We start from the raw sequence: 11,801 nt of genomic DNA on the forward strand, positions 1-11,801 counted from the left end.
GTCGGGTTGACCGTTCTCGACTGCACGCTGCGTGACGGTGGTTACTACACCAACTGGAATTTCGACACCGCTCTCGTCGAGGAGTACCTGGCCGCCTGTCCGGGGCTCGGCATCGACGTGGTGGAGCTGGGCTACGTCCGTTTCACCAAGAGCGGGTTCGGCCCGTACGGGCAGCTTCCCGAAGGGCTGACCCCCAATCTGCGCGAGGCCCTTCCCGCGGACCACGCGCTGCGCTTCGCCGTGATGGTGGACGCCGCCGACATGGTGGCTCTGCCCGCCGCGGAGGTCGGCGGCCTGCTCAGGGAGAAGCTGGCCCCCGGCTCGCTTCCGGTGGACCTCGTGCGGGTCGCGGTGCGCTACGACAAGGCAGCCGGCGCCGTGGCCGCGGTCCAATCGCTCCGCGAGGCCGGGTACGGTGTCTGCATCAACCTCATGCAGATCGACCTCGCGACCGCAGACGAACTCGCCGTCTGCCTGGACGCCGTGGTCGCGATGGGCCCGCTCGAAGCGGTCTACATAGCCGACTCGCTGGGTTCCCTGCGTCCGGAACGCACCGTCGAACTCGTCGAGTTGTTCCGCACCGGGCAGGACGCCCCGGTCGGCATCCACGCCCACGACAACCAGGGCTTCGCCCTGCACAACACGGTCGTCGCGGCGCAGCAGGGCGCCCTGTGGCTGGACGGCACCGCGTACGGCATGGGCCGCGGCGCCGGCAACACGCGCATCGAGCAGCTGCTCGCCGTCCTCGGCGAGGACGCGGACCGGCTGCAGCCGCTGATGGAGCTCATCGTGCGGCACTTCCACCCGCTGATGGACCGGTACCGGTGGGGCCCGAGCGGGCTCTACGCGATCGCCGGCATGCGCGACATCCACCCGACCTACGTCCAACGCGTCGAGGAGGACGCCTCGTTGGGCGCGGAGGAGAAGCTGCGGGCCGTCGGTTTCCTCGCCGAGGCCGCGTCCGCGGGATTCTCCGCGGCCCTCCTCGACGAGGCCCTCGCCCATGCGGCCGGCGAGCGGCTGGCGGACGTCCTGGCGCGCTACCCGGTGGTCGTCTTCGACCTCGACGGGGTGCTCGTCGACTCCAACGAGCTGAAGGTCGAGTGCGTCCGCGCCGCGTTCGACGGCTTCCCGGCCGACCTCGTCGAGCAGTTCACGGACGAATTCCGGCGCACGTTCGGCCGGTCCCGGCAGGAGCACTTCGCCCACTTCCACCGGACGAGCGTGGAACGCGGCCTGGCGGGCCCGGACTTCGAGGCGTTCTACGAGCGGTACGCGGGCGCGTACGCGGACCGGCTGGCTCACCGCTACCCCGCGGCGCCGCTGTGCGCGGGCGCCGCGGAGACGGTCCAGCACCTGGCCGACCGGGGTGTCCCGCTCTACGTCGCCACGGGCACGCCCCGCGGCGAGGCGGACAAGGTGCTCGCCGCGGGCGGACTGCTCGGTGCCTTCCGCGCCGTGCTCGGCGGGGAGGAGCCGAAGTCCCGCCGTCTCGCGGAGATCCTGCGGCACGCCGGGGTCGACGCGCGGGACGTGGTGCTGGTCGGTGACTCGCGCCAGGACGTCCTCGCCGCGGACGAGACGGGCATCGACTTCGTGCTCGTGACCCGCTACGGGTTCTTCCCGGCCGAGCGGACCCTCCGCGACCGCGTCGGACGCCCGGCCCGTATCGTCACCGAACTGAACCCGAACGCGCCGGTCAGGCTTCTGACCGAGCATCACGACTGACCCGACGGTTCGGACGTCGGCAGAACAAGGTACCGAGTCACACGGGAGGCACACAGTGACGGACAGCAGGCAGCCGGTGGTCATCTCAGGGGTGACCAGAGGGCTCGGACGAGCCCTGGCCCAGCGCTTCGCCGTCCTGGGCCACCCGGTGGCCGGGTGCGGCCGCGACGCCGACGCGCTGAGCGGGCTGGCGTCCGAACTGGGTGACGGCCACCGCTTCGAACGGGTCGACGTCACCGACGCCGACTGGGTCGACGCCTGGGCCGAGCGGGTGCACCGCGAGCTCGGCGCACCCGGTCTGGTCATCGCCAACGCCGGTGCCATCACCGGGCCGGCCCCGGTGTGGGAGGTCTCCCCGGAGGACTTCGACACCGTGATCCGGGTGAACGTGGGCGGCGTGTACGCGATGACGCGGGCGTTCCTGCCGCGCATCGCGGACGGCGGCACCCTCGTCACCGTCTCGTCGGGCTGGGGGCGCAACCCCCGGGGCATGCTCGCCGCGTACACGGCGAGCAAGTTCGCGGTCGAGGGGTTCACCCGGGCCGTGGCCCAGGAGGCGGCCCAACTGCGCCCGGGCGTCCGGGTGGTGGCCGTCGACCCGGGCGGCGGCGTGGACACCGCGATGCTGGCGACCTGCCTGCCCGACGAGCACCACACCTACCCGGGCGCCGACGAGTGGGCCGAGAAGGCCGTCGACTATCTACTCCACCGGTTGCCGGCGCACAGCGACGCGACCGGCCTCACCGTGAACTGAGGAACACCACACGCATGAACACCGCACTCCTGAACAACACCCGCGTCGTCGTCACCGGAGCCGCCCGTGACTTCGGTCGGACCCTGGCCATCCGGTTCGCCCAGCTGGGCGCCGAGGTCTACCTGTCCGCCCGCAGTCTGAAGGCGGCGCAGGCGACCCGCGACGAGATCCTCGCGCTCGGCCACGACAAGGTCCACGCCTTCTCCTGCGACCTGACCGACCCGGCCTCGGTCCGGGAGTTCGCCGAGCAGGTCGGCGCGCTCACCGACCGGGTGGACATCCTCCTCAACAACGGCGCCATGTGGCTGGAGGGCTTCGACCTCGGCACCGCCACCGACGAGCAGATCGTGGCGACCGTCACGTCCGGCGGCGCGGGCACCGTCCTGATGGTCAAGCACTTCCTGCCGCTGCTGCGCGCCTCGGAGCGTCCCGACATCGTCAACATGGTCTCGGTGGCCGCGTCCTCGCGCACCGACTCGTGCTCGGGCAGCCCGGCCTTCTACGCCGCCAAGGGAGCCCAGTCGAACTTCGCCGAGATCCTGTCCCAGCGGCTGCGCCCGGAGGGCGTGCGGGTCATCTCGCTGTACCCGCCGGACTTCGAGAACGTGGACCCGCTGAGCGCGGACTGGGAGACCACCGACCGCCGGGCCGGGGCGCCGCTGACCGCGCAGTCGCTGCTCGACTGCGTGCTGTTCGCCGTGGGCCAGCCCAGGGACTGCTTCATCCGCAACTTCAACTTCGAGCCGCTGTCCAAGACCGTCAAGGGATAGCCGACATGTGTGGAATAACCGGCTGGTACTCACCCGTCCGCGTCCTCGTCGACGAGCGCGCGACGGTCGAGGCCATGACCGACACGATGGCCCTGCGCGGGCCCGACGCCGGGGGCGTGTGGCTGCGCCCCCGGGTGGCGCTCGGACACCGCAGGCTCGCCGTCATCGACCTCGAGGGCGGGGCGCAGCCCATGGTCGTCGACGCGGCCGGCGGGGAGGTGGCGCTCACCTACAGCGGCGAGCTCTACAACTTCCGTGAGCTGCGCGACGAGTTGCGCCGGCGCGGCCACGACTTCGGCACCGCCAGTGACACCGAGGTCGTGCTGCGTTCCTACCTCGAGTGGGGTGACGCCTTCGTCGAACGGCTCAACGGGATCTACGCGTTCGCGATCTGGGACGGGCGCACGGAACGGCTGCTGCTGGTCCGCGACCGGCTCGGCGTCAAGCCGCTCTACCAGTACCGCCTGGGCGACGACGTCCTGTTCGGCTCCGAACCCAAGGCGATCCTCGCCCACCCCGAGGTCCCGCGCGCCGTCGACCTGGCGGGCCTGCGCGAGGCGTTCTCCTGGATCCGCACCCCGGGCCACGCCGTGTGGCGGGGGATGTCCGAGGTGCGGCCCGGCACCCTCGTCGCGGTGGACCGGGACGGGCTGCGCGAGCACACCTACTGGGAGCTCGAGGCCACCGCCCACGAGGACGACACGGACACCACGGTGGAACGCGTCCACGAGCTGCTGTCGGACATCATCCGACGCCAGCTGGTGACCGACGTGCCGCGGTGCACCCTGCTCTCGGGCGGCCTCGACTCCAGTGTCATCACCGCCTTCGCCCAGCGTGAGCTGGGCGCGTCCGAGCGGATCCGCAGCTTCTCCGTGGACTTCACGCGGCACGGCGAGCGCTTCACGGCCGACCGGTTCCGGGACTCGCCGGACGCCCCCTTCGCCCGCGAGGTCGCCGAACGCTCCGGCACGCTCCACACGAACGTCGTCCTCGACGCGGTGCGGATGGCCGACCCCGAGGTGCGCCACGCGGTCGTGGGCGCGCGCGACCTGCCGACCGGTTTCGGTGACGCCGACAACTCCCTCTACCTGCTCTTCCAGGAGATCAGGAAGGGCTCCACCGTGGCCCTCTCGGGGGAGTCGGCGGACGAGGTGTTCGGCGGCTACCGGTGGATGCACGACCCGGCGGCCCAGGGCGCGGACGACTTCCCCTGGGTCGACCACACCCACGTCACCAGTCCGCACACCGGGATCGACGTGTTCACCCCCGAACTGCGTGCCTCCCTGGACCTGCCCGGGTACATCCGGCAGGGCTACGCGGACGCCGTGGCGCGGGCCCCGCGCCTGGCCGGGGAGACCGGGCTCGACGCCCGGATGCGGACGCAGATGCACCTGCACCTCACCCGGTACATGCGCATCCTCCTCGACCGCAAGGACCGGCTCAGCATGGCCGCCGGGCTGGAGGTCCGCGTCCCGTTCTGCGACCACCGCCTGGTGTCGTACGTCTTCAACACGCCGTGGTCCATGAAGACCTTCGACGGCGCGGAGAAGAGCCTGCTGCGGGCCGCCGCCCGGGACGAGCTGCCCCGGTCGGTGGTCGAGCGCAGGAAGGCCCCCTACCCCTCGACGCAGGACCCGGCGTACACCGGCGAACTGCTGCGGCAGGCCTCCGACGTCCTGGCCGACGGCGGCCACCCGGTCCAGGAACTGACCGACCGGCGGGTGCTGAAGGAGGTCCTGGGCCGGCGCCCGCAGGACGTGTCCCCCGCGTTCAGGACCGGCCTGGAACGCTGGCTCGACATGGCGACCTGGCTCGACATCCACCGTCCCACGCTGCAACTCGCCTGACCCCGGGCCCGTCCGCCCCACAGGGAAACAGAGAAGGTGACACCGATGGCACTGCTCCATGTCACGCCCGAGACGGACGCCGCCCACACGCTGCTCCGCACCCGGGACGACCGGCGGATCGCCGAGGTCCTGGCCCCGCTGGGCGTGCGGTTCGAGAACTGGGAGACCGGCCGGGTCGACCGGGACGCACCGGACGCGGCACTGATCGACGCCTACCGCCCGGAGATCGCGTCGTTCGACTCCGACGGCCGGCACCGCAAGGCCGAGACCATCACGGTCCGCCCCGACGAGACGAACCGGGAGTGGGTCGAGGACGTCCTCGCCTCGCGCCACAAGTACTTCAACGAGCACACCCACTCCGAGGACGAGATCTGGTTCTTCGCCGACGGCGGAGCCTGCTTCTACATCCGGGCCCAGGGCAGGGTCCACATCCTGGTGGCCACCGACGGCAACCTGCTGTCCCTGCCCGCCGGGACCCGGCACTGGTTCGACATGGGGCTGCGCCCCGACTACCGCGCCATCCGGCTGTACCTCACGTCGGAGGGATTCGACGGCGAGTTCACCGGGGACCGGATCGCGAACGGTTTCCCGTACGTGGAGGACGTCGTACGCGAGGACACCGCGACGACGGGGTGACCGGGAGTCACCGACGTGTACTGCAAGGGCGGATGCCCCGGATTCGCCATGCCCGCAGGGCGGTCCGGGGCCCGCCGGACACCCTTCTCGACACACAATCGGTGGAGCTACTCACGCCATGACGAACAGCAAAGTGGTCCAGCACGAGACCGTACGGAACGTCGATGAGCAACTCGCCTTCGAGACGGTCTGTTTCAGCGACCCGCAGGCACTCGACCGCTATCTGAAGGACACCGCGGGCAGACTCAAGGTACTCCGGCCCGAGTTCTCGACCGACACGGGGTCCGCGTTCTTCACCGGCCCGGACCGGCCGCTGCCGGCGGCCGAGCTCGGCGGGCTGTGGCGCGAGGGCGGCCGGGCCGTCGTCCACGACCACGTCCCGGGCACACCCTACTTCGCCAACGGCGTCGTGGTGGACGGGCAACTGTGCCTCACCGACACCTGGCGCTGCTACACCATGGACGACGGGCCGCGCTCGCTCCTCACCTCGGTGGTGAACGTCCTGCCCGACGCGCCGGAGGTCAAGCTGCTGCGCGACCGGCTGCAGCCACTGGCCGCGGCGACGGCGGACGGCGACGGGCCGGTCTGCTTCGAGGTGGTGCTCGGCGACGACCAGGTCAAGGTGGTGAAGTTCGCGCACCGGGTCGCCGGGGCGCCGCTGCCGGACCTCTGCGCGTTCGTCGGCATCGCCGGCCAGGCCGGGCGGACGGCCGAGACCCCGGACGGGTTCGTGGCCGACTACGCCTTCAAGGTGCGGCGGCGCGGCACGCTGAGGGGGTTCACCGGCCTGGACGAGGTGCGCCGTCTCCCGTCGTACCGCCAGGACCTCTTCATGCCGGCGCTCGGCGATCCGGTCGAGCCCACCGTGGACGAGGGCGCCGGCGCCATCGTCCTGCTCAGGCACGCGGACGAGGACGTCCTCCTCCGCGACCTGGCATTCCTCCAGGAGCTCAACCGCTCCGGGGTGTTCGTCGTCGACTGATCCGACCGACGTCCGCCCCCCTCCTCGCCCCCGCAGACGCGCCGGTGCCGACCGCACCGCCGCGGCGCTGCCTCGCGCCCATCACCCGGTGCGCCTCCCGCGGGCCTCCGGTGGGCCGGTTCTCGTCTACGCAAAGGGAAACAACCATGCCGTACTCGGACTCCATCGCCCCCTCCGACCGACCCGGATCGATCGCGCCGCGGCCGCGGCGGACCGCGAAGCCCAAGCGGATCCTGATGTGCGCCCCCCGGTACTTCGACGTCACCTACTCCATCAACCCGTGGATGCACCCCGAGAAGCCGTCGGACGCCGGGAGCGCGCTCGTCCAGTGGGAGCGGCTGCGCGACCTCTACCGGGACCTCGGCCACACCGTCGAACTCATCGAGCCGATCCCCGGACTGCCCGACATGGTCTTCGCGGCCAACGGGGCCACCATGGTCGACGGCAAGGTCCTCGGCGCGCGCTTCCGCCACATGGAGCGCACCGCGGAGGGCCCCGCCTACCTGGAGTGGTTCCGCGAGCAGGGCTACACCGACGTCCACTGGCCGGAGTTCATCAACGAGGGCGAGGGCGACTACCTGCTGGCCGGACGCCGCCTGCTGGCCGGCACCGGGTTCCGCAGCGACCTCCGCTCGCACTTCGAGGCGCAGGAGTTCTTCGGCGTCCCCGTCACCGGGCTCACCCTGGTGGACCCCCGCTTCTACCACCTCGACACCGCGCTCGCGGTGCTGTCCGACGAGGAGGTCATGTACTTCCCCGGGGCGTTCTCCGCCGGCAGCCAGGCCGTACTGCGCGAACTCTTCCCGGACGCGGTCATCGCGACCGAGGCGGACGCCGAGGTGTTCGGGCTGAACGCCTTCAGCGACGGCCGGCACGTCCTGCTGCCGAGCGCCGCGACCCACCTCGCCGAGGAGCTCCGCACGAGGGGTTTCGAGCCCATCGGCATCGACCTGCCCGAGCTGCTCAAGGCCGGCGGCGGCGCCAAGTGCTGCACCTTGGAACTGCGCGGCTGACGTGCTCTCCAGCGTCTGAGACCCGAACACCGAATCACCGCCCGCACGTTGTGAGAGGACCCGACCGTTGATCACGAAAATCCGCATCGACCGGAACTCCGCCGCCGAGGAGTTCGGCATGCGCTGCCAGCGGATCATCCCCTGGCCCGGTGCCGCCGGGGAGGAGCCGCCGGTCGGTGCCATGGCCTGCTTCCTGCCGGCCGGCAGCAGCTCCGCACCGGACTGCCACGACCAGGACGAGGTCATGATCGTGGTGTCCGGAACCGGCCGGGTCACCCTCGCCGGCGAGGAGACGTCCTGCGGCGCCGGCGACGTGGTGGTGCTGCCCCGCAACCAGGAGCACGTGGTGCACAGCACGGGCGACGCGGAGCTCCAGTGGGTCTCCTTCTACTGGCCGCTGCACGAGCCGGCCAAGGCCGAGGAGGCCTCCGCATGAGCACCACCGAGTGGATCACCGCCACGCCGCCCACCCCCAACGGCCCCCTGCACCTGGGGCACCTGGCGGGCCCCTACCTCGCGGGGGACGTGCTGCGCCGCTTCCTGACCGCCGACGGCGTCGACGTCCGCTACACCACCGGCCTCGACGACCACCAGAGCTACGTGCCGGTGCGCGGGCTGAAGGACGGCGGCCTCAAGGGCGAGGAGGTCGCCGACCACTACGGCGACTCCATCGAGGAGGTCTGGTCCCTGGCCCACGCGGACTTCGACACGGTCGTCCGCCCGCGCCGCACCGCCGGCTACCAGGCCCACGTCCAGGACTTCTTCAAGGAGCTCCACGACGCCGGCCACATCGTCGCGCGCACCCGCCCGCTGCCGTACTGCACCGGCTGCGAGCGCTGGCTGTACGAGGCCTACGTCAAGGGGGACTGCCCGCACTGCGGCTCCGCCTCCAACGGCAACGCCTGCGAGCCGTGCGGCCGCCCCAACGACTGCGGCGATCTGCGCGACCCCGTCTGCACCGGCTGCGGCTCCCCCGCCGAACTGCGCGACTGCGAGCGGCTCTACTTCCCGCTCGCCCCGTTCGCCGAACGGCTCCAGGACTTCTGGCAGCGCGTCGACATGCCGCCGCACCTGCGCGCGCTGTGCGAGCGGATGCTGCACGAGGGGCTGCCCGAGATCGCCGTGAGCCACCCCTCCGACTGGGGCGTGCCGGTTCCCGTCGAGGGCTTCCGGGACCAGCGGGTGTACGTCTGGTTCGAGATGGCCCCGGGGTACCTCGTCGAGTGGGAGCAGTGCGACACCGGCCGCCCGGCCCCCGGCCCCGTGCAGTTCTTCGGCTTCGACAACGGCTACTTCCACGCCGTGCTGAACCCGGCCGCCTTCCTGGCCCGCTCCGCGGACGCGCCGCTGCCCCGCGCCTTCGTCGTCAACGAGTTCTACCGACTGGAGGGGCTGAAGTTCTCCACCAGCCGCGGCCACGCCGTCTGGGCCCGGGACGAACTCGCCCGCACCAGCGCGGACGTCCTGCGCTACCACGTCCTCTCGGACCGCCCCAACGGCCGTCAGACCAACTTCACCCCGGCGGCGCTCGAACGCAGCCGGCAGCACCTCGCCGACGCCTGGGACGGCTGGCTGCACGGCCTGCTGACCACGGTGGCCGAGGACTTCGGCGGCGTCGTGCCCCGGGAGCGCCCGCAGGGAGCGGCCTGGGAGCGGCTGCGGGGCCGGCTGGCCCGTCTGGCCGACGACCTGCGGGAGGCCTACGGGGTGGCGGGTTACGACACCCGCCGCGCGGTCGCCCTGCTCGACGAGGCCGTCGCGCTCGCGACGGACTTCGGGCACGTCCACAGCCACGAGCGGGACCGCCCCGAGGGCGCGGCCGCCCACCGCTCGGCCGTCGTCGCCCAGCTCGCGGTCGCCGTCGGCCTCGCGGCCTGGGCCGCCCCGGTCCTGCCCGCGGCCTCGGCCCGCCTGGCGGAACTCCTCGGTGTCCCGGCGGGCCGCCGGGTGGACGCGGCGGCGATGGCCGCCCCTCCGGCCGGCACCCCGCTCGCCGTGCCCGACTCGGCGGTGTTCGGTGGCTGAGGCGGGCACCACGGCCGACGACCGGGGAACGGGCACCGTGCGCGTCGCGGTCGTCGGCCCGTTCTCCGGTCCGCGCGCCGCCTGGGGCGAGCTGCTCGAAGGCGCCGCGGCGGCGCACGACGGCGTGCGGTGGGAGTTCCACGACGACCGGGGCGACGCGATCGTCGCCCGCAAGGTCGCCGAGACGATCGTCGCCGACGGCGGCCACGCCCTGGTCGTCGGCCACTTCAACAGCGCCGGTGCCCGGCTCGCCCTCCCGGTCTACCGCTGCGCGGGCGTGCCGCTCCTGCTCCCGCTCGCGACCGCGCCGCGCCTGCTCGACGGGCCGGCCGGCGCCGCGCTGCGGTGGTGCCCGGACGACCTGGCCCAGCTCGTCGAACTGCGCTCCGCGATCCGCCGGGCGGGGCACACCCGCCTCGCGGTGGCGGACGACGGCAGCACCTACGGCGCGGTCCTCGCCCAGCTCCTGCGCGGCCTGCCCGCCGACGGTGTGCGGCTCGTGGACGCGGGCGGCGCCGACGCGCTCGTCGTCTGCGGCACCCACGTGGGCGCCGCGCGCGAGGCCCGTGCCCGGCGGGCGGCGGGCTTCACGGGGGCCCTGTACTTCACCGACGACTGCGCGGTCGACGAGTTCCCCGGGCTCCTCGGGGACGCGGGCCACGCGGCGAGCGTGGCCCGGCTGCGCGGCGGCGCCGCCGCCTACGTCGAGTCGGCCCTCGCCACCGCCGCCGCCGTCCTCACCGCACGGCCGGAACTCACCGGGACGGCGCTCCTGGACGCCGTGCGCGCCCACGCGGACCGCCGCTTCACCCCCCAGGGGGACCCGGAACCGAGCGCGGCCGGCACGAGCGGCCCCGGCTGGGAGGTGGTCCCGCTGGACCCGCCCACCCGGCCCACGGCGGCCCGGCACGGTGCCGGGAACGGCGCCGGGAACGACGGCAAGGCCTACGACGTGCTGGTCGTCGGGGCCGGCGTCCTCGGCGCCGCCACCGCCGACCTCCTGGCCCGCCAGGGCCTGCGCGTCGCCATGACGGCCCCGTCCCCCGAGGACCCGGCGGCGACCCGGTACTCGGGCGGGCTCGTCCGGGCCTACGAACCGGACCCGGCCATGCGCGAACTCGCCGTGCGCAGCCACCGGTCGGCCTGGCGCGAAGGCGCCGCCCCGCACGGCCCGAGCGGCTTCCGGCGGACGGGTTCCCTGGTCCTGCTCGGCGAGGCGGACCTGGACGAGGCCGCGAAGGGCGTGGCCGAGCTCACCGGCGCCGGGATCGAGGCCGCCCTCCTCACCCCGCGCGAACTCGACGACCGCTTCCCCGGGCTCCGTACCCGGGACGTGGCCGGCGCGGTGTGGGAACCGGGCGGCGGCTACGCCGACCCGGCCGCCACCTGCCTGCGGCACCGCCGGGACGCCGCCGCGCACGGGGCCTTCGTCCTGCCCGGCCGGGTCCGGCACCTGGACCAGCGGCCGGACCACGTCCACGTCACCCTGGAACAGGGCGAGGTCGGCGCCCGCGCCGTGGTCCTCGCGGCCGGCGCCGGCACCCCGTGGATCCGCGGACACGGCCTCACGGCGACGGCGGACGCGCCCGCCGGGCACCCGCGCACCAAGCGCATCCGCTACGCCTTCTTCCGGCTCCCCGGGAACCCGGCCACGCCGACGGTGGTGGACCTCGTCACGGGGCTGTGGGCGCGCCCCCAGCACACCGGGCTCGGCGCGGGCGGCTGGCTGGTGGGCCGCCCGGCGGACGAGTGGGACGTCCCGCCCGGCGGCGCGGACACCGTCACCGCCGCCCAGGCCGAGCACATCCGCGAAGGTGCCGTACGGCGCTGGCCCGGGCTCGCGCGGGCCGAGTTCCTCGGCGGGCGCCACGGTGTCGACCTGTTCACGGCCGACGGCCGCCCGCTGATCGGCCCGGACCCGTCCGCGCCCCGCGTCGTGTTCGCCACCGGCGGCTCCGGTGCCGGCTTCAAGACCGCTCCCGCGGTGGCGGAGTCGGCCGCCGCCCACGCCCTCGCGGCGCTCGGCTGACCCCTGCGTCCTTCCCC

Annotated in this window: 10 protein-coding genes; all 10 read left to right on the top strand. The window is 73.3% G+C overall.

Translation table 11 applies throughout. The features are described from left to right. Positions 1-6 precede the first annotated feature (6 nt). Positions 7-1,728, top strand: a complete 1,722-nt coding sequence (locus ACZ5OX_RS00140) for an HAD hydrolase-like protein (RefSeq protein ID WP_465627738.1) — start codon at positions 7-9, stop codon at positions 1,726-1,728. A 55-nt stretch (positions 1,729-1,783) separates the two neighbouring features. Beyond that, positions 1,784-2,482: an SDR family oxidoreductase gene (locus tag ACZ5OX_RS00145; RefSeq protein WP_449792551.1), complete on the top strand. Its 699-nt coding sequence runs from the start codon at positions 1,784-1,786 to the stop codon at positions 2,480-2,482. 14 nt (positions 2,483-2,496) lie between these two features. Further along, entirely contained in the window at positions 2,497-3,252 is a 756-nt protein-coding gene (locus tag ACZ5OX_RS00150) for an SDR family oxidoreductase (protein WP_465627740.1), read from the top strand. Positions 3,253-3,257: 5 nt separating this feature from the next. Next, positions 3,258-5,099, top strand: a complete 1,842-nt coding sequence (gene asnB / locus ACZ5OX_RS00155) for an asparagine synthase (glutamine-hydrolyzing) (protein ID WP_465627742.1) — start codon at positions 3,258-3,260, stop codon at positions 5,097-5,099. A 45-nt stretch (positions 5,100-5,144) separates the two neighbouring features. After that, positions 5,145-5,735, top strand: coding sequence for a cupin (locus tag ACZ5OX_RS00160; protein WP_465627744.1), 591 nt, complete (start codon positions 5,145-5,147; stop codon positions 5,733-5,735). A 118-nt stretch (positions 5,736-5,853) separates the two neighbouring features. After that, positions 5,854-6,717, top strand: coding sequence for a hypothetical protein (locus ACZ5OX_RS00165; protein ID WP_465627746.1), 864 nt, complete (start codon positions 5,854-5,856; stop codon positions 6,715-6,717). 146 nt (positions 6,718-6,863) lie between these two features. Next, the gene (gene ddaH, locus ACZ5OX_RS00170; protein WP_449792556.1) at positions 6,864-7,730 is read left to right on the top strand and encodes a dimethylargininase; all 867 of its coding nucleotides are present in this window, start codon (positions 6,864-6,866) and stop codon (positions 7,728-7,730) included. A gap of 67 nt (positions 7,731-7,797) precedes the next feature. Next, positions 7,798-8,166, top strand: a complete 369-nt coding sequence (locus ACZ5OX_RS00175) for a cupin domain-containing protein (RefSeq protein WP_392874953.1) — start codon at positions 7,798-7,800, stop codon at positions 8,164-8,166. Further along, on the top strand, positions 8,163-9,755 hold the full coding sequence (locus ACZ5OX_RS00180) for a methionine--tRNA ligase (RefSeq protein ID WP_465627748.1): 1,593 nt from the start codon (positions 8,163-8,165) through the stop codon (positions 9,753-9,755). Before ACZ5OX_RS00175 ends, ACZ5OX_RS00180 begins: the two co-directional genes overlap by 4 nt. A gap of 37 nt (positions 9,756-9,792) precedes the next feature. Further along, a complete protein-coding gene (locus ACZ5OX_RS00185; protein ID WP_465627750.1) occupies positions 9,793-11,784 on the top strand; it encodes an FAD-dependent oxidoreductase in 1,992 nt (663 codons plus the stop codon). Positions 11,785-11,801: the final 17 nt, after the last annotated feature.

Source organism: Kitasatospora sp. NPDC032121 (assembly GCF_055580145.1).

Bases quoted from the DNA above. Each gene is read 5' to 3' on its own strand.
- ACZ5OX_RS00160 (WP_465627744.1), top strand. From the start codon at position 5,145: ATGGCACTGCTCCATGTCACGCCCGAGACGGACGCCGCCCACACGCTG.
- ACZ5OX_RS00150 (WP_465627740.1), top strand. From the start codon at position 2,497: ATGAACACCGCACTCCTGAACAACACCCGCGTCGTCGTCACCGGAGCC.
- ACZ5OX_RS00165 (WP_465627746.1), top strand. From the start codon at position 5,854: ATGACGAACAGCAAAGTGGTCCAGCACGAGACCGTACGGAACGTCGAT.
- ACZ5OX_RS00180 (WP_465627748.1), top strand. From the start codon at position 8,163: ATGAGCACCACCGAGTGGATCACCGCCACGCCGCCCACCCCCAACGGC.
- ddaH (WP_449792556.1), top strand. From the start codon at position 6,864: ATGCCGTACTCGGACTCCATCGCCCCCTCCGACCGACCCGGATCGATC.
- asnB (WP_465627742.1), top strand. From the start codon at position 3,258: ATGTGTGGAATAACCGGCTGGTACTCACCCGTCCGCGTCCTCGTCGAC.